Below are 16,331 nucleotides of genomic sequence, written 5' to 3'. Positions count from 1 at the left end.
TATCAAATTAGTAGCTGCTTACGCACGTTTTGCATGGGCTGGAGGCTGATTTGATGCCTCAATTTACGCTTTTCCGGCTTTGTCTGACGGGCCCAAGCACATACAGGCACCTACAATTTAGGGCTTTGGGCGCTGTGGCCCAAAGCCTTTTTTATTCTGCGAGCGATTTATGAACTTCATCCGTTTCTCCGACCTGTGTGCCAGCGGCAAAGTTGCCGGCAAGCGCGTGTTCATCCGTGCCGACCTCAACGTGCCGCAGGATGACAGCGGCAACATCACCGAAGACACGCGAATCCGTGCCTCCATTCCCTGCATCCGGATGGCGCTGGATGCCGGCGCCGCCGTGATGGTGACTTCCCACCTCGGTCGGCCGGTGGAGGGTGAGTTCAAGCCGGCCGATTCGCTGGCGCCTGTGGCCAAACGAATGGGCGAGTTGATGAAGCGCGACATTCCCCTGGCCTCCGGCTGGGTAGACGGTGTGGATGTCAAACCCGGCCAGCTGGTGATGCTGGAGAACTGCCGGCTCAACAAGGGCGAGAAGAAAAACAGCGAAGAGCTGGCGCGCAAGATGGCTGCGCTCTGCGATATTTTTGTGCACGACGCTTTCGGCACGGCGCACCGCGCCGAGGCTTCCACCTATGGCATTGCGCAGTACGCGCCCGTGGCCAGCGCCGGCCCGCTGCTGGCCGCCGAAATGGACGCCATTTCCAAGGCCCTCTCCAACCCGCGCAGGCCGCTGGTGGCCATCGTGGCCGGCAGCAAGGTCTCGACCAAGCTCACCATCCTCAAGTCGCTCGCTGCCAATGTGGACCAGCTCATCGTGGGCGGGGGCATTGCCAACACTTTCATGCTGGCCGCCGGTTTGAAAATCGGCAAAAGCCTGGCCGAAGCCGATCTGGTGGCTGAAGCCAAAGCCGTGATCGACGCCATGAAGGCGCGCGGCGCCGAGGTGCCCATCCCGACCGATGTCGTCACCGCCAAAGCCTTTGCCGCTGACGCGCCGGCCACCGTCAAGGCGGCCACTGACGTCGCCGATGACGATCTGATTCTTGATATCGGCCCGCAAACCACCGCGAGGCTCGCGGCGCAGCTCAAGGCGGCCGGCACCATCGTGTGGAACGGCCCGGTCGGCGTGTTTGAGTTTGATGCGTTCGCCAAAGGCACCGAAGGCATTGCGCGCGCCGTTGCGGACAGCAGCGGGTTCTCCATCGCCGGAGGCGGGGACACGCTGGCCGCCATTGCCAAATACGGCATTGAAAAGCAGGTCGATTACATCTCCACCGGCGGCGGCGCTTTTCTGGAAGTGCTTGAAGGCAAGACGCTGCCGGCCTTCGAAATCCTGCAGAAGCGCGCGGGCCATTGAGGCGCTACTTGCAAGATACGGCAAACCGCGGCTTGCAGCTTCAGGGCCCGACACGCTGCATGCAGCGAGCCACCCTCCGGCTTCTGGCCAATACCCCGGATGCGGCGATGGCCTGGTAACCGCTACGTAACTCATTCGTGTAAAAATAAGAAACTAAATTACAGGAGACAGACATGAAGATGCAGCGCCGCGGCACCAAAATCGTTGCCACCCTTGGTCCCGCCTCCAGCGATCCGGCCTTGCTTGAGCAGATGATTCGCGCGGGCGTCAACTGCGTGCGGCTGAATTTCAGCCACGGCACGGCGCAAGACCACATCGACCGTGCCAGGCTGGTGCGAGAGGCCGCCACCCGCGCCGGGCGCGAGGTCGCCATCATGGCTGACCTGCAGGGCCCGAAAATCCGTGTCGGCAAATTTGCCGAGGGCAAGGTGCAGCTTGAGCAGGGCATGAAGTTTGTGCTCGACGCGTCCCGCGCCGAGCTTGGTGACATCAACGGCGTGGGCCTGGACTACAAGGAACTGCCGCGCGACGTCAAGGCCGGTGACACCCTGCTGCTCAACGACGGCCTGATCGTCATGACTGTTGACAGGGTCTTGGGCGAGCAGGTCCATGCGACGGTCAAAATCGGCGGCGTGTTGTCCAACAACAAGGGTATCAACAAGCAGGGCGGCGGCCTGACGGCGCCGGCGCTGACGGCCAAGGACATGGAAGACATTCGCACCGCCATGAGCTTCCAGGCCGACTATGTCGCGGTGAGCTTTCCGCAGAACGCCAGTGACATGGAAATGGCGCGCCAGCTGTGCAATGTGGCCGGTGCCGAGCACCGCCACAAGCCGGGCTTGATCGCCAAGATCGAGCGTGCCGAGGCGATTCCCAATCTGGAGGCCATCTGCAGGGCCAGCGACGGCATCATGGTCGCGCGCGGCGACCTGGCCATCGAGGTCGGCAATGCCGCTGTGCCAGCGCTGCAAAAACGCATGATCCGCATGGCCCGTGAGCTGGACAAGGTGGTCATCACCGCGACCCACATGATGGAATCCATGATCACCAACCCGGTGCCCACGCGCGCCGAGGTCAGCGACGTGGCCAACGCGGTACTCGACGGCACCGACGCCGTTATGACCTCGGCTGAGACCGCCGCCGGCCGTTATCCGCTGGAGACCATTGTCGAGATGGCCAACATCTGCGCCGAAGCCGAAAAAGCCGAAGACGTGAAACTCGACGCCGACTTCACCGGCATGACCTTTGACCGCATCGACCAGTCCATCGCCATGGGCGCCTTGTTCACCGCCCATCACCTGGGTTGCAAAGCCATTGTGGCGCTGACCGACTCGGGCTCTACGGCGCTGTGGATGAGCCGCCACCGTATCCATATCCCCATCTACGCCCTGACGCCCAAACTGGCGACCCAGCGCAAGATGGCGCTGTACCGCAATGTCAGGCCACTGCTGATGGACCAGAGTGTCGAGCGCGACACCGCGCTCGGCGATGCCGAGGCGCACCTGAAAAAACGCGGGATCGTCGAAAGCGGCGACATCTACGCCATCACCTGCGGCGAGCCCATGGGCGCGCCGGGCGGTACCAATATGCTGAAGATCTGCAGGGCGGCGTAGATATGGCCCCCACGGTCGCTCACTGCGTGTAGCTCCCTGCCCCGAGGGGCCGCCCCGCCTGTGGCCGGCAAAGCCGGTTCCACGGCTCATGCTGGAATACCAACCCCCTCATCGGCAGCTGGGTCTATGGCCTTGGTGTGACGAGGGCAGGCACTTGTGCCTGAGCGGATGAGGGCCTTTGTGAAATCATCTGGCTGACGATGTTGTCGACCAGAGCCGCTGAGGCCCAGCACAGCCAGGCGGTCCAAAGCGTGTGGCTCATGTAGTGGGCGCCGCGCACCTGCTGTGCCAGGCCCAGTACCCAACCCGCCAGAATGGCGCCGGCCAGCCAGTGCCGCGCCGTCCGGGGCAGGGCGTGGCGGAATGCAAAAAAACCGCCGACAAAAGCAAAACCCGCTGAGGCATGGCCGGCCGGAAAGCAGCCACCGCTGCCTCCGTCGCGCACGCCCCAGGCCCAGTGCGACACATAGGCCACAGTGCCGCCGAACTCACGCAGTTCCCAGGGGCAACTCGTGAGGCTGTGCAGCTTGAGGGTGGACACCACCAGCAGCGCGATCAGGGTGGTCAGCGCCAGCTGGACGCGGCGCTCGACGGCCAACCAGCGCATGGCACCGAAAGGCCGCGCGACGGCCGCCAGCAGCGCCAGTTCCACCCCCCAGGGCAGCCAGCGGATATCGTCGTGCAGGCCGCCGCGCCAGAACCAGTGGTCTTCATAGACAAAACCGGTGGCGGAGCCAAACCAGCGCGCCGTCCACAGATCCAGGCCTGAATGGTCCCAGATCAGCAGCAGTGCGAGGCTCAGCAGGGTTACCAGGAAAATACGGGACGAGGGGGAGGCGCTGTCGCCAGCGAAGGGGGTAGCGGTCATGAGAATTTCGCGCGAGCGGGTGGGCAGAGGAAGCCGCAAGATAGTGGGAGCTTCTTAACTCACCCTTAAGGCCTTGCAGACGGTCTGCGATACCCCCCGCCGCAGCCTGAAGCGCCGACAATGGGTCCATGCGAATCCTGGTGGTGGAAGACGATGCCGGCATCGCCCTGGGCCTGCGGACCAACCTGCAGCAGCGGGGCTATGCGGTCGATGCCTGCGCTAGTCTGGCCTCGGCGTGGACGGCCCTGTCCAGTGAGTCCTTTGACCTGGTGCTTCTGGACCTCGGGCTGGCGGACGGCGACGGCGGTGATCTGCTGCTGCAGCTCAGGCGGGCCCGCGCGGGCGCAGACGGGCCGTTGCCCGACCCGCTGACGCCAGTGCTCATCATGACCGCGCGTGATCAGGTCGCCGACCGTATTTTGGGACTCAACCTCGGCGCCGACGACTACCTGGTCAAACCTTTTGACCTAGATGAGCTTGAGGCTCGCATGCGCGCGCTGCTGCGGCGCGCAGCCGGCCGTGCCCATCCGCTGCTGGTCCATGGTGATCTGGTGATAGACCCGGCGGCCCGCACGGTACTGCGTGCAGGGGCGGCCGTTGAGCTGGCACCGCGCGAGTTCACTCTGCTGCTCCTGCTGCTGGAATCGCGCGGCCGGGTGCTGTCGCGCCAGCAGCTTGAAGCACGCCTTTACAACTGGCAAGACGCTGTCGGCAGCAACGCGGTCGAGGTGCACGTGCACCACTTGCGGCGCAAGCTGGGCGAAAGCCTGATCCAGACCATGCGCGGCGTCGGCTACTTCATTCCACGGGATGACCGCCCATGATGCCGGCTATGCGTTCGCAGCCTTCGCTTATGCGCCGCCTCCTGCTGTGGGTGCTCGCGGCGCTGCTGCTGGTGTGGGCCGGCTTCGTCGCAGTGGGCTACCGCACCGGTGTCCATGAGGCGGGCGAGCTGACCGATGGGCATCTCGCCGGTACGGCTGCCCTGATGCTCAACCTGGACCTGCCGCGCTTTGTGGATGCGGCACGGGAAACCGCCCGTCCTGTACTTCCCGCGCTGAAGAGCCACGACTACCAGCCTTCACTCAGCGTGCTGGTACGCGACGCCAGCGGCCGGCTGCTGGCCCGCTCGGGCGATGCGCCTTTGCCGCCATTCAGCGGGCAGTCCGGTTACGCCGATCTCGAACTGGGCACGCCGCTGGCCACCTGGCGCAGTTTTTCGCAATGGGACGCTTCGCACGCGCGACAGGTCATGGTGTTGGTGCGCGCCGACGAGCGCGACGAAATGGCCGCCGATGTCGCCGGCCAACTTGCCGAACCGGGGCTGTGGCTGCTGCCGGTGGTGGCGCTCGCGCTGGGCGCGGCCATCTGGCGCGGCCTGCGGCCGCTGCAGGTGCTGTCGCGCGACGTGGCCGAGCTTGAGGTGGACAAGGCCGAACGCCTGGAGGCCCGCCACCCCTACCGCGAATTCAACTCAGTCGTGCGTTCCATCAACACGTTGATGGGTCAGCAACAGGCTTCACTGGAGCGCGAGCGCCAGCTGGCCAGCGAGGTCGCGCATGAGCTGCGCACCCCGCTGTCCTCCATTGCCCTGCAGGCGGCCTCGCTGCGCGGAGAGCTTTCGCCCTCCGCGCGCGAGCAGGCGCTGGCGCAGATAGGAGCCGACGCGATGCGCGCCGGCCACGTCATCACACAGTTGCTCGCGCTGGCGCGGGCCAGTCGCGCCGATCTGCAGCAGCAGATGCAGCGCCTGGACCTGGGTGCCCTGGCCGGACAGGTGGTGGCCGGCTACGCGCAGGCCTCATGGGAAAGCGGGCACACGCTCAGCGTGCAGGGAGAGGACGGGCTGCAGGTACTGGCCCATCCGCTGTTGCTGGAGCTGGCCCTGCGTAACCTCGTCGGTAACGCGCTGCAGCATACGACCCGGGGCACAGCCGTCTGTGTCCAGTGGGGCCGTGATGCCGGCGCGGTGTGGCTGCAGGTGTGCGATGACGGCTTGGCCCGTCCGGGCGACGCGACGCCCTCCATTGAAAGGTTGGGGCTGGGCCACAAAATCGTAGGCCGCGTGATGGACGTGCATGGCGGCCGCTTTGCACAGACACCCGCGCCGGCACCTTTTACACGCTGTTACCGCATGATTCTGCCGCTAACTCCCTGAAAAAATGGCCTTTACGCAACCGTTAGAATGAAGGCCTCGGTTACTTCGCGGTTACGGCCTATCCAGGCAGCCCTCCATGCTGCGTGGCCTTCCGCCGGGAGCCCGCCTTCTTCTGGCAGCGTTTTTAACTTTCTGGGGATCTGATCATGGCACTCGTTTCGATGCGCGAGCTGCTGGACCATGCAGCAGTCAACGGCTACGGCATTCCGGCTTTTAACGTCAACAACCTCGAGCAGGTGCAAGCCGTCATGGAGGCGGCCAGGGAAACCGGCGCACCGGTCATCCTGCAGGCCAGCGCAGGCGCCCGCAAATACGCCGGCGAGCCGTTTATCAAACACCTGATCGAGGCGGCCATCGAGATGTATCCCAACATCCCTCTGGTCATGCACCAGGACCACGGCCAGAACCCTGCCGTTTGCCAGGGCGCCATCGACCTTGGTTTTTCGTCCGTGATGATGGACGGCTCGCTCGAAGCCGACGGCAAGACCATCGCCAGCTATGAATACAACGTCGACGTGACGAAGAAGGTCTCGCAGTTGGCCCACAAATACGGTGTTACCGTCGAAGGTGAGCTCGGCTGCCTGGGTTCGCTGGAGACCATGAAGGGCGACAAGGAAGACGGCCACGGCACCGATGCCACCATGACACGCGAGCAGCTGCTGACCGACCCCGAGCAGGCCGCCGACTTTGTCAAGCGCACGCAAATCGACGCGCTGGCAATCGCCATCGGTACCAGCCACGGCGCCTACAAGTTCACCCGCAAGCCCACCGGCGACATCCTGGCGATCGACCGCATCAAGGAAATCCACAAGCGCATCCCGAGCACCCACCTGGTGATGCACGGCTCGTCCTCGGTGCCGCAGGAAATGCTGGCTGTCATTCGCCAGTACGGCGGCCAGATGAAGGAAACCTACGGCGTGCCCGTCGAGGAAATCCAGGAGGCCATCAAGCACGGCGTGCGCAAAATCAACATTGACACCGACATCCGCCTGGCCATGACCGGCGCGGTGCGCAAGTTCCTGGCTGAAAACCCCGAAAAATTCGACGCCCGCGAGTGGCTCAAGCCCGCCCGCGAAGCCGCCAAGGCGCTGTGCAAACAGCGCTACATCGAATTCGGCTGCGAAGGCCAGGGCGCCAAGATCAAGGGTGACACCCTGCAGGTCGTGGCGACCAAATATGCCAAGGGCGAGCTCGCCCAGGTCGTGCATTAAAAAGCATCGTAAATTCCCGCCGCCCGCCCGCGCGGATTGGCGATAATTCGAAGCCCGTGGACTCTTTCAGAGTCGCGCGGGCTTTTTACTTTGACTCACTTCCGTTACGTTGCCGCCCCATCATGACCCAAGCTCTCCATACCTCTGCCCTGACCTCCCTGCCCCTGCTGGCGCGCGGCAAGGTGCGCGACAACTACGCCGTGGGCAAGGACAGGCTGCTAATGGTGGCCAGCGACCGGCTGAGCGCGTTCGATGTCATCCTCGGCGAGCCGATCCCCGGCAAGGGCGCGCTGCTCACGCAGATGGCGCTGTTCTGGTTTGGCAAGCTCGGCCACATCTGCCCCAACCACCTGACCGGCGAAATACCCGAAAGCGTGGTCACGCCGGCCGAGGTGCCGCAGGTCGTGAACCGGTCCATGCTGGTCAAGCGTCTCAAGCCCATCCCGGTCGAAGCCGTGGTGCGTGGCTACCTGGCCGGCAGCGGCTGGAAGGAATACCAGGAAAGCCAGGCCGTCTGCGGCGTGCCGCTGCCGGCGGGCCTGAAGAACGCCGGCAAACTGCCCGAGCCCATCTTCACACCGGCCGCCAAAGCCGAAGCCGGCGAACACGACGAAAACATCACTTACGAGCAGGTGGTGAAAGTTGTCGGCGCCGACATGGCCGCGCAGATCAAAAAGATCAGCATCGAGATTTATAGCACCGCCGCTGCCTTTGCCCTGACCAAGGGCATCATCATTGCCGACACCAAGTTCGAATTCGGTCTCGACGAAAACGGCACGCTCACCTTGATGGACGAGGTGCTGACGCCCGACTCTTCACGCTACTGGCCGGTGGAGGGTTATGAAGCCGCCTACGCTGCGGGCCAGAATCCGCCCAGTTACGACAAGCAGTTTGTCCGCGACTGGCTGGAAAGCGTGCGCATCAATGGCAAGCCCTGGGACAAGACGCCTCCCGCACCGCACCTGCCGGCCGATGTGGTTGCCAAGACCGCCGCCAAGTACCAGGAGGCCCTGGCCCGCCTGACGGCCTAAGTAACAGGTTCTCCCCTGTCTCGGCTCACTTCGTGTAGCCGGAACCCCCTCAAGGGGGCAATACCTGCGGCCTGGCAAGCCAGTTCTGCGGTATTTCCTGATAAGAATCCCTTAACTCAATACGACGCTGGACAAGCGCCGACGGTAGGTCGCTACGGTTGGGTCTTCAGGCGGAATCTGCCCATCGGCCACTTTCGGTTTGGGCGCTTCCATGACATCGAGCACGGCGATGTAGGTCTTGCGTGCCAGGTCGTCGTTCCAGGATTTGTCGCGCATCAGGATTTCCAGCAACTCGTCCAGCGCCTCGGTCCAGCGCTGCTGCGCCATGAGCCAGCGGGCCTTGTCGAAGAGGGTTTCAAAATCCCGTTTGTTGAGCGCAATTTTTGCATCAAATTGGCTTCCGGCTGAAGTTCCATATGCATTTGTAGCTACAAAATCCATAGCATCCATCCAGCGCTTGAGCGAGTCAAAACGCCGCACCACTGTGGTTTGTGCAATCACGGGCGCGAATGCCACCTTGGCGTCGTCTTCGCGGCCCAGCTGCAGCAAGAGCTTCACGTAGTCAAAGCGGGCATTGTCGTCGGCCGGGTTGGCGGCGACGGCATGTTGCAGCTTTTCGAGCACAGCGGCCGGGGCAGAGCTTTCCTCTTCGAGCGCGAGTTCCTGTTCTTCGGGCTGTTCTTCGGCCGGCGGCAGATGCTTGTCCAGGAATTCCTTGACCTTGCCTTCGGGCAGGGCGCCGGCAAAACCGTCCACCGGCTGGCCGTTCATCATCAATATGCAGGTCGGGATGCTGCGGATGCCGAAAGCGGCGCCCAGTTGCTGCTCCTGGTCGGAGTCGATCTTGACCAGCTTGAAGCGGCCGGCATATTCCACTTCCACTTTTTCAAGGATGGGCCCGAGTGACTTGCAGGGGCCGCACCAGGGCGCCCAGAAGTCGATCAGCACAGGCGTGGTCATGGACGCGGCAACGACTTCCGCTTCAAAGTTGGCAATGGTGACGTCGATCATGGTCTTGCAGAGTTGGGGTGTCAGGGGTGCTTTTTCAACCGGTTCGGCGCAGTGTGGCGCCCGGGAGGCAAGAGCGTAGCACGCGAGGCACAGCCCACCGGTGGCCTGCCCTTAAAATCAGGGTTACGGCAACGCAACCTGCAACCCCGGCCTTGAAGGTCCCCTAAATGACAACAAGCAACAATTCGACGACCTCTGGAGTTGTACCCCTGGTGGGCGTGGTGATGGGATCCAGCAGCGACTGGGAGACCATGCAGCACGCCGTGCAGATCCTGACGCAATTCGGCGTCGCGCACGAAGCCCGGGTGGTGTCGGCCCACCGCATGCCCGACGAGCTGTTTGCCTATGCGGAAGGTGCCGGCGGACGCGGCCTGCAGGCCATCATTGCCGGCGCCGGCGGCGCAGCGCACTTGCCCGGCATGCTGGCCGCCAAAACCACTGTGCCGGTGCTGGGCGTTCCCGTGGCCAGCAAACATCTGCAGGGCGTGGACTCGCTGCACAGCATCGTGCAGATGCCCAAGGGCATTCCGGTCGCCACCTTTGCTATCGGCAATGCCGGCGCCGCCAATGCGGCCCTGTTCGCGGTGGCCATGCTGGCCCTGCACAACCCGGCGCTGGCCGCCCAACTGCAGGCTTTCCGGGCAGAGCAAACCGCTGCTGCGCACGCCATGACGCTGCCRCCCGCATGAGCACCCCTCATTCTTCACGGGCCGCCTCCAGCTTGCCGGAGTTGCCCATTTTCCCCGGCACGGCCTCGGCCTCCGGCCAGCCCGCTACCCTCGGCGTGATGGGCGGCGGCCAGCTGGGCCGCATGTTTGTGCATGCCGCGCAGCGCCTGGGTTATTTCACGGCGGTGCTGGACCCCGATCCGCAAAGCCCGGCGGGCCTGGTGAGCCACCACCACATCCAGGCCGGCTACAGCGATGAAAAAGGTCTGGCCGAGCTGGCCGCACTGTGCGCCGCCGTCACCACCGAATTTGAAAACGTGCCCGCCGGTGCGCTGCAGGCGCTGGCCGCCAGCCGGCCCGTGGCACCCGGCGCCGCTGCCGTGGCCATCGCGCAAAACCGCATCGAGGAAAAATCCCACTTCACTGCCAGCGCCGCCGAATCCGGCGTGCTGGCCGGCGTCACCTGCGCGCCCTATGCCGTGATTGAAACGGCCGAACAGCTGAAGGCCGTGCCCGCCGGTTTGCTGCCCGGCATCCTCAAGACCGCGCGCATGGGCTACGACGGCAAAGGCCAGGTCCGCGTCAAGAATGCTGACGAACTGGCCACTGCCTGGGCCGGCCTGAAGCAGGTCCCCTGCGTGCTTGAAAAAATGCTGCCACTCAAAGCCGAGTGCTCGGTCATCGTGGCGCGCGGCTGGGACGGCAGCGTCGTGGGCTTCGCGCCCCAGTTGAACGTGCATGTCGACGGCATTCTCGCGGTGACGCAGGCTTATGAAGGAAATATGCCCGCAGCGCTTGCCGATCGTGCGCAAGCAGCTACCAGAACCATAGCAAAACACATTGACTATGTCGGCGTGCTCTGCGTCGAGTTCTTCCTGGTGGACGACGGCAGCGCCGATGGTGCGCTCATCGTTAATGAAATGGCGCCGCGCCCCCATAACAGCGGCCACTACACGATGGATGCCTGTGACGTGTCGCAGTTCGACCTGCAGGTGCATGCCATGGCCGGCCTGCCGCTGCCGCAGCCGCGCCAGCATTCACCGGCCATCATGCTCAACCTGCTTGGCGATGTGTGGTTTGACACCCATGGAAAGATGCGCACGCCCGACTGGCAGGCCGTGCTGGCACTGCCCGGCACCCACCTGCACCTCTACGGCAAAACCGAGGCCCGCACCGGCCGCAAGATGGGCCATCTCAACATCACAGGCCCCGACGTCGCTTCAGTCAAGGCCTCAGCGCGGCAGGCTGCATCCATTCTTGGTTTGCCTGGCCTGGACCCCCTTTGATGATTCTTCCCGGTTCGGACCCTGAAGCCATTCTTGAAGCCGCAAGCCGCATCCAGGCAGGCGGGCTGGTGGGCTTCCCGACGGAGACGGTATACGGCCTGGGCGCCGACGCTTCCAGTGATCAAGCCGTCGCCGGCATCTTTGAAGCCAAGGGCCGTCCATCCGACCATCCGCTCATCGTGCACGTGGCCGATGCGGCACACGTAGAGGCTTACGCCAGCAGCGTGCCGCCGTTTGCCGCGCGCCTGATGAAAGCCTTCTGGCCCGGGCCGCTCACCGTGATCCTGCCGCGCAAGGAAGGCGTGGCGGCGGCCGCGGCCGGCGGCCAGGATTCGATCGGCCTGCGCTGCCCCTCGCATCCTGTCGCGCTGGCTTTTTTGAAAGCATGTGATACGGGTGTCGCCGGCCCCAGCGCCAATCGCTTCGGCCGCGTCAGCCCCACCACCGCGCAGCATGTGCAGCAGGAGTTTGGCGACAGCCTGCTCGTGCTCGACGGCGGGCCTTGCGATGTCGGTATCGAGTCCAGCATCGTCGACTGCACGCGCGGGCAGCCCGTGTTGCTGCGCCCGGGCATCCTCACGCGTGCGCAACTGGAAGCGGCCTGCGGCGAAGCCGTACTGGACAAGGACGAATTTGAGCAGCAAGCCCTGAGTGCAGGCGCTGCGCCGCGCGCTTCCGGAACGCTGGAGGCGCACTACGCGCCCGACGCCAAGGTGCGCCTGATGGACGCCGGCCCGATCCAGACCGCGCTCGATTTGCTCGGGGCCGACGCCGCCCACATCGCGGTCTACGCGCGCAGCATCGTGCGCATCAAGTCCGACAAGGTGTTGTACCGCCGCATGCCTGACGACGCGCTGGCCACAGCGCAGCAGCTGTTTGCCGTGCTGCGCGACTTTGATGCCAGGGGCGTCAAGCTGATCTGGATTGAAAATCCGCCGGCCGATGGCGCGTGGGACGGCGTGCGCGACCGGCTGCAGCGGGCTGCCGCTAGCTGAGGCGCGTTTGCCGCCGCGCCGCTATGATGGGCGGCACGTCGCAGTACAGCCTACAAAACCGGCGCGGGGAGGCGCCACACCATGAAGCAACAGGTTTCACGTTTTTCTCCGCACCAAAATGGCAAGGTTTTCGGCGTTCTCATGGCGCTGGGTTCCCTGGTGTTCGTGCTCCCCTTCATGCTGGTCATGATGGCATTCACACCCTCCGGCGGGGAAGGCGCGCCGCCGATGTTGATGTTTCTCTTCATGCCGGTCATCTATCTGGTGTTTGGCTATCTTTCTGTGGTCATCGGCTGCGCCCTTTACAACTTCATGTTCAAGTATCTGGGCGGCATAGAGTACGAAGCCAGGGGTGACGAAAACACTTGAAGTGCACCACCGGCTCGCACCAATCTCAAGAGGTAAGCCATGCTCTCCATCCTCCTCGCCATCTGGTTCCTCCACGTCGCGGCCATGATGAGCCCCGGCGCCAACGTGCTGCTGGTCTCGCAGCTCGCGGCCAGCGACCGGGCGCGCAGCGCGGTGTTCGCGGCGCTGGGTGTGACGGCCGGGGCTGCCATCTGGGCGCTTTGTGCGGTGCTGGGCGTCAACGCCGTCTTCCAGGTCTTTCCGGGTCTGCGCCTGGTGCTGCAGGTGGCCGGCGGCCTCTATCTGCTCTATGTGGCCAGCCGACTCTGGCGCTCGGGCGGCCTTGCACTGGGCGATGGCGCCCCGGCGGTGTCATCGGCAGCGGCGTTTCGCCTGGGGTTTCTCACCAACGTCACCAACCCCAAGTCGGCGCTCTTTTTCAGCAGCGTGTTTGCCGCGTCGTTTCCGGCCGCTCCCAGCGTCGCCTTGCAAACGGCTGCGGTCGTCATGATTGTGCTCAACGCCCTGTGCTGGCACATGCTGCTGGCTTACCTGTTCTCGCGCCAGCGCGTGCGCACTGCGTACTCTCGCACACGCAACGTTGCCAACCGTGTGGCCTCGGTTGCGGTCGGGGCTTTGGGCCTGGGCTTGCTGACGGCTACTGTGCGCGAAGCCAGCGTTTGATGCAAACATTAAAAAAAGCGATGCAACCGGCCGTGCTCCTGCACAGCTATGCTGCTGTCACTTGACCGAAGCGTTCTCATGAAATCACTCCGCATTGGCGTCCTTCTGCTTCTTGGTGCGCTTTCAATGGGGACTGCCAATGCCCAGACGCTGTACAAGTCTGTTGGGCCCGACGGGAAAACCGTTTACAGCGACCGGCCGCCAGCCGATGGGCGAATCCAGAAAACGCTCAAATTTGAAAACCTGCCCACCAGCGCCTTGCCGGCAGCGAGCTCTTCTTATGTTGAGCAATTGCGCAGGATGCAGGCTGCCGCAACCCCTCCAGCTGCGACCACCGGAGTGGTGTTGTATTCCGCCGTGTGGTGCGGCTACTGCAAGCTGGCCAAAGCCTACCTGGGAAGCAAGGGTGTCCCGTACCAGGAAGTCGATATCGATACCAAGGCCGGAATTACCGCATTGGTTCAAGCGGGCGGCGGCAAAGGCGTGCCGCTTCTGGTCGCGGGCGAACAGCGCGTACAGGGCTTTTCCGCTCCGGCCTACGACGCTTTTTTTGCCGGCCGCAAATAGCGCGCCCGCGTCAAACCCGGCCGGAATTTTCCATGCGTGCCAGCAAGGCGCAGTCGTGCCTGGTCTCCTGTGCTGTCATCGAGCCATTGCAGATAGCCCGACGAGCCGGCGGTGATGGGAAGCTGAACGATTTCCGGTGTGTCGTAACTGTGGTGTGCGCTGGTAAAGCGCGCCAGCTCGTCGAACTTTGCGTACCGCCTCTTGATGAGCAGTCGGAACTCGGGCTCGTTGCACACCCTGCCCTGCCAGCGGTAAATGCTCTGGATGGCTTCGATCTGCACGCAGGCGCCCAGCCGCGCGTCGATGATCCGGCGGGCCAGGCTTTCGGCTGCCCGGCGGTTGAAACCGTGGCCAGAACCACGCCGTAGCCGGCTTCTGGCCCGGCGTTGGATGGATTCAAGATAGCCATGGCGCTGCTCCGGTTCAGCCTGCCGGGCCTGGCAGGCGTTTGCCCAAATTTCGGGCATTGTGGCGCAATGCCGCGCCAAGCGGTGTTTTTGTCCACAAGTCCCGCCGCCATCAACAGCCTTGTCCACAGGCGGCAGGGATAACTTGCAGGCACGTCGATGAAAGCATCCGTGCCTGCGCGCGCGGGGTGTATGTGGCGCCGGGCTATTCAGTCACCGCGTCCGTACACCAGCTTCATCACCAGAATGGCCAGCGCCAGGCCCAGCGTGACTGCGTTCGCCAGCACGATGGGCCAGGCGCCCGCCAGCACGCCGTAGGCCAGCCAGAGCGCCACGCCAACGGTAAAGGCGCTATACATCGCCAGTGAAATGCCGCTGACATCGCGGCTGCGAAAGGTCAGCCAGGCCTGCGGCGCAAAGCTCGCCGTGGTCAGCACGGCGGCCAGAAAGCCCACGATGTCTGTTGCGTTCATCGCTTGCCCTCCTTGACGGCCCATTCCAGCATGGCGTCCAGTGCCGGGCGCGCTGCGGGCGCGTTCGGGTGGTTGATCAGCCCCACCACGATGTAGCGTGCGCCGCTGTTGCCATTGGCATAACCGGCAACCGCGGTCACGTCGCGCAGCGAGCCGGTCTTGACGAAAGCCAGCCCGGCCACCGGCCTGGCGCGTTCGCGCATGGTGGCGTCGGTGCCGGCCACCGGCAGCGAATCGGCGAGATCAGCGGCAAAAGGGCTTTTGGCGGCGTGTTGCAGCAGGGCCGACAGGCTGGCGGCACTGATGCGCTCCTCGCGGCTCAGGCCCGAGCCGTTGTCCATCAGCGGGGGCGTGCTGCCGGGCAGGCTTTTGCGCCACCAGGCGGTGAGCGCTGCGCGGGCGGATTCAAGCGTGCCGGCTTTGGGCTGGCCCAGGCCGGCCCAAAGCCCAAGTGTCAAAAAGAGGTGCTGGGCCATGATGTTGTTGGAGTATTTGTTGACGTCGCGCACCATTTCCAGCAGTGGCGGCGACTGGTATTCAAACCGCACTGCGGCCTTTTCGCCCGAGAGGGTACCGGTCCTGTGCAGCATGGCCAGCTCTGCCGGCGTGGCGTCGCGCACCGTTCCCGTCAGCAGGCCGCCCAGCTGGCGCCACGACCCTTCGATGGCGCGTGCCGCAAAGCTCGCGGGGTCTGCATAGGCGCTGGGCCACACTTTTTCGCCGCAGGCCGAAGAATAGGTACCCAGGAATTCGATGTTGACGGGATTTTCAACACTGGCGCGCAGCTCGCTGCGCCAGTCGCCGCAACGCGCCACACGCACGATCGGCACCGTCGCGCCCACCTGCACACTTGCCAGCGGCGGCTCATAACGCACCAGTGCACGGCCGTTGGGCAGGTCCGGCGTGAAGGTCATCACGATGGTTTTGAAATTGATCAGCAGCGCATCGGGCCGGGCGTTGTAGGGCCGCAGCGGCTCGCCGTCAAATTCGCCCGGGTCGGTGGGCGGCACGCTGAAGGCGCTGCGGTCCAGCACGATGTCGCCGCGGATCGCCCGCGCCCCGCCGGCCTGCACCTCGGCCAGCAGGGCCTGCAGGCGCTCAACGACCAGCTTGGGGTCGCCGCCGCCCTGCACCACCATGTTGCCGTTGAGCAGGCCGCCCGAGGTGCTGCCGTCCAGTATCACCTTTGTCTTCCAGGTGAAGTCGCGGCCCAGCGCGTCGAGCGCCGAATACGTGGTCACCAGTTTCATGACGGAGGCAGGGTTCATCGGCACATCGGCGCGCCAGCTCAGGCGCGGCACCGGTTTGCCGCTGCCGGCTTCCACCACCAGCATGGACACCGCATCGCGCGGCACCCTGGCGCGCACCAGGGCTTTTTCAATCGGGGCCGGCAGGCGTGCGGTTTGTGCCAGGCCAGGGCTCGCGGCCAGGGCTGCCATGGCCGCCAGGGCAGCCAGCGCAACAGTGTGTGTCGTGCGCGGGCGCAGCAAGTCGTGGGTCATGCGGGGATTATCGCGGTTGAGCGTTTTGCAAGGCGCTGCCGGTGGGTGCGGGGGTGGCGGGCCGTTGGCGCGGATAATCAGGGCTTACCCATCGGCCGCAGCCTCCGGGTGTCCGTATATTGCTATCAATTTAATAGCTTCTCGCG

Annotated in this window: 17 protein-coding genes; 12 read left to right on the top strand and 5 right to left on the bottom strand. The window is 64.3% G+C overall.

The window, feature by feature from the left end:
- The first annotated feature begins 169 nt into the window (after positions 1-169).
- Together AC1DYR_RS15170 and pyk are read left to right on the top strand one after the other, a co-directional pair.
- Positions 170-1,363, top strand: coding sequence for a phosphoglycerate kinase (locus AC1DYR_RS15170; protein WP_477705810.1), 1,194 nt, complete (start codon positions 170-172; stop codon positions 1,361-1,363).
- A 179-nt stretch (positions 1,364-1,542) separates the two neighbouring features.
- Entirely contained in the window at positions 1,543-2,976 is a 1,434-nt protein-coding gene (pyk, locus tag AC1DYR_RS15165; protein ID WP_477705931.1) for a pyruvate kinase, read from the top strand.
- Between the two features lie 124 nt (positions 2,977-3,100).
- Here pyk and AC1DYR_RS15160 read toward each other — a convergent pair whose 3' ends face one another.
- Positions 3,101-3,844: a phosphatase PAP2 family protein gene (locus tag AC1DYR_RS15160; RefSeq protein WP_477705809.1), complete on the bottom strand. Its 744-nt coding sequence runs from the start codon at positions 3,842-3,844 to the stop codon at positions 3,101-3,103.
- Positions 3,845-3,972: 128 nt separating this feature from the next.
- On the opposite strand from AC1DYR_RS15160, the gene AC1DYR_RS15155 reads away from it, so the two are divergent.
- The 4 genes from AC1DYR_RS15155 to AC1DYR_RS15140 all read left to right on the top strand — a co-directional run bounded on the left by AC1DYR_RS15155 (position 3,973) and on the right by AC1DYR_RS15140 (position 8,244).
- Entirely contained in the window at positions 3,973-4,668 is a 696-nt protein-coding gene (locus tag AC1DYR_RS15155) for a response regulator (protein WP_477705808.1), read from the top strand.
- The gene (locus tag AC1DYR_RS15150; protein WP_477705807.1) at positions 4,665-6,002 is read left to right on the top strand and encodes a histidine kinase dimerization/phospho-acceptor domain-containing protein; all 1,338 of its coding nucleotides are present in this window, start codon (positions 4,665-4,667) and stop codon (positions 6,000-6,002) included. Before AC1DYR_RS15155 ends, AC1DYR_RS15150 begins: the two co-directional genes overlap by 4 nt.
- A gap of 146 nt (positions 6,003-6,148) precedes the next feature.
- Positions 6,149-7,213 (top strand): class II fructose-bisphosphate aldolase, encoded by a 1,065-nt coding sequence (gene fba / locus AC1DYR_RS15145; protein WP_477705806.1) that lies wholly within the window; start codon positions 6,149-6,151, stop codon positions 7,211-7,213.
- Between the two features lie 122 nt (positions 7,214-7,335).
- A complete protein-coding gene (locus tag AC1DYR_RS15140) occupies positions 7,336-8,244 on the top strand; it encodes a phosphoribosylaminoimidazolesuccinocarboxamide synthase (RefSeq protein WP_477705805.1) in 909 nt (302 codons plus the stop codon).
- Positions 8,245-8,355: 111 nt separating this feature from the next.
- Here the strand turns inward: AC1DYR_RS15140 and trxA are convergent, their stop codons facing one another.
- A complete protein-coding gene (gene trxA / locus AC1DYR_RS15135) occupies positions 8,356-9,255 on the bottom strand; it encodes a thioredoxin (RefSeq protein WP_477705804.1) in 900 nt (299 codons plus the stop codon).
- Between the two features lie 167 nt (positions 9,256-9,422).
- Here trxA and purE point away from each other — a divergent pair, with 167 nt between their 5' ends.
- The 6 genes from purE to AC1DYR_RS15105 all read left to right on the top strand — a co-directional run bounded on the left by purE (position 9,423) and on the right by AC1DYR_RS15105 (position 13,803).
- Positions 9,423-9,944, top strand: coding sequence for a 5-(carboxyamino)imidazole ribonucleotide mutase (gene purE, locus AC1DYR_RS15130; protein WP_477705803.1), 522 nt, complete (start codon positions 9,423-9,425; stop codon positions 9,942-9,944).
- The gene (locus tag AC1DYR_RS15125) at positions 9,941-11,209 is read left to right on the top strand and encodes a 5-(carboxyamino)imidazole ribonucleotide synthase (RefSeq protein ID WP_477705802.1); all 1,269 of its coding nucleotides are present in this window, start codon (positions 9,941-9,943) and stop codon (positions 11,207-11,209) included. The genes purE and AC1DYR_RS15125 overlap by 4 nt, the downstream gene beginning before the upstream one ends.
- Complete coding sequence (locus AC1DYR_RS15120) at positions 11,209-12,204, top strand: L-threonylcarbamoyladenylate synthase (RefSeq protein ID WP_477705801.1); 996 nt, start codon at positions 11,209-11,211, stop codon at positions 12,202-12,204. Before AC1DYR_RS15125 ends, AC1DYR_RS15120 begins: the two co-directional genes overlap by 1 nt.
- Positions 12,205-12,285: 81 nt before the next feature.
- Entirely contained in the window at positions 12,286-12,573 is a 288-nt protein-coding gene (locus tag AC1DYR_RS15115; protein WP_477705800.1) for a hypothetical protein, read from the top strand.
- A 39-nt stretch (positions 12,574-12,612) separates the two neighbouring features.
- Complete coding sequence (locus tag AC1DYR_RS15110; RefSeq protein WP_477705799.1) at positions 12,613-13,236, top strand: LysE family translocator; 624 nt, start codon at positions 12,613-12,615, stop codon at positions 13,234-13,236.
- 78 nt (positions 13,237-13,314) lie between these two features.
- Positions 13,315-13,803 (top strand): glutaredoxin domain-containing protein, encoded by a 489-nt coding sequence (locus AC1DYR_RS15105; protein WP_477705798.1) that lies wholly within the window; start codon positions 13,315-13,317, stop codon positions 13,801-13,803.
- Here AC1DYR_RS15105 and cutA read toward each other — a convergent pair.
- From cutA to dacB, 3 genes are all read right to left on the bottom strand, one after another.
- Complete coding sequence (cutA, locus tag AC1DYR_RS15100) at positions 13,773-14,270, bottom strand: divalent-cation tolerance protein CutA (RefSeq protein WP_477705797.1); 498 nt, start codon at positions 14,268-14,270, stop codon at positions 13,773-13,775. The two genes, AC1DYR_RS15105 and cutA, sit on opposite strands and share 31 nt — an antisense overlap.
- A gap of 149 nt (positions 14,271-14,419) precedes the next feature.
- Complete coding sequence (locus AC1DYR_RS15095) at positions 14,420-14,683, bottom strand: SemiSWEET transporter (protein WP_457282398.1); 264 nt, start codon at positions 14,681-14,683, stop codon at positions 14,420-14,422.
- Positions 14,680-16,185, bottom strand: a complete 1,506-nt coding sequence (gene dacB / locus AC1DYR_RS15090; RefSeq protein WP_477705796.1) for a D-alanyl-D-alanine carboxypeptidase/D-alanyl-D-alanine endopeptidase — start codon at positions 16,183-16,185, stop codon at positions 14,680-14,682. The genes AC1DYR_RS15095 and dacB overlap by 4 nt, the downstream gene beginning before the upstream one ends.
- Between the last annotated feature and the right edge of the window lie 146 nt (positions 16,186-16,331).

This window comes from Polaromonas sp. P1_F9, from assembly GCF_056405615.1.
This window is presented reverse-complemented; position numbering and strand designations above follow the sequence as displayed.

What these genes read in the sequence shown, in the direction of transcription:
- AC1DYR_RS15170 (WP_477705810.1), top strand. Translation starts at nt 170, where the DNA reads ATGAACTTCATCCGTTTCTCCGACCTGTGTGCCAGCGGCAAAGTTGCC.
- pyk (WP_477705931.1), top strand. Translation starts at nt 1,543, where the DNA reads ATGCAGCGCCGCGGCACCAAAATCGTTGCCACCCTTGGTCCCGCCTCC.
- AC1DYR_RS15160 (WP_477705809.1), bottom strand. Translation starts at nt 3,844, where the DNA reads ATGACCGCTACCCCCTTCGCTGGCGACAGCGCCTCCCCCTCGTCCCGT.
- AC1DYR_RS15155 (WP_477705808.1), top strand. Translation starts at nt 3,973, where the DNA reads ATGCGAATCCTGGTGGTGGAAGACGATGCCGGCATCGCCCTGGGCCTG.
- AC1DYR_RS15150 (WP_477705807.1), top strand. Translation starts at nt 4,665, where the DNA reads ATGATGCCGGCTATGCGTTCGCAGCCTTCGCTTATGCGCCGCCTCCTG.
- fba (WP_477705806.1), top strand. Translation starts at nt 6,149, where the DNA reads ATGGCACTCGTTTCGATGCGCGAGCTGCTGGACCATGCAGCAGTCAAC.
- AC1DYR_RS15140 (WP_477705805.1), top strand. Translation starts at nt 7,336, where the DNA reads ATGACCCAAGCTCTCCATACCTCTGCCCTGACCTCCCTGCCCCTGCTG.
- trxA (WP_477705804.1), bottom strand. Translation starts at nt 9,255, where the DNA reads ATGATCGACGTCACCATTGCCAACTTTGAAGCGGAAGTCGTTGCCGCG.
- AC1DYR_RS15125 (WP_477705802.1), top strand. Translation starts at nt 9,941, where the DNA reads ATGAGCACCCCTCATTCTTCACGGGCCGCCTCCAGCTTGCCGGAGTTG.
- AC1DYR_RS15120 (WP_477705801.1), top strand. Translation starts at nt 11,209, where the DNA reads ATGATTCTTCCCGGTTCGGACCCTGAAGCCATTCTTGAAGCCGCAAGC.
- AC1DYR_RS15115 (WP_477705800.1), top strand. Translation starts at nt 12,286, where the DNA reads ATGAAGCAACAGGTTTCACGTTTTTCTCCGCACCAAAATGGCAAGGTT.
- AC1DYR_RS15110 (WP_477705799.1), top strand. Translation starts at nt 12,613, where the DNA reads ATGCTCTCCATCCTCCTCGCCATCTGGTTCCTCCACGTCGCGGCCATG.
- AC1DYR_RS15105 (WP_477705798.1), top strand. Translation starts at nt 13,315, where the DNA reads ATGAAATCACTCCGCATTGGCGTCCTTCTGCTTCTTGGTGCGCTTTCA.
- cutA (WP_477705797.1), bottom strand. Translation starts at nt 14,270, where the DNA reads ATGCCCGAAATTTGGGCAAACGCCTGCCAGGCCCGGCAGGCTGAACCG.
- AC1DYR_RS15095 (WP_457282398.1), bottom strand. Translation starts at nt 14,683, where the DNA reads ATGAACGCAACAGACATCGTGGGCTTTCTGGCCGCCGTGCTGACCACG.
- dacB (WP_477705796.1), bottom strand. Translation starts at nt 16,185, where the DNA reads ATGACCCACGACTTGCTGCGCCCGCGCACGACACACACTGTTGCGCTG.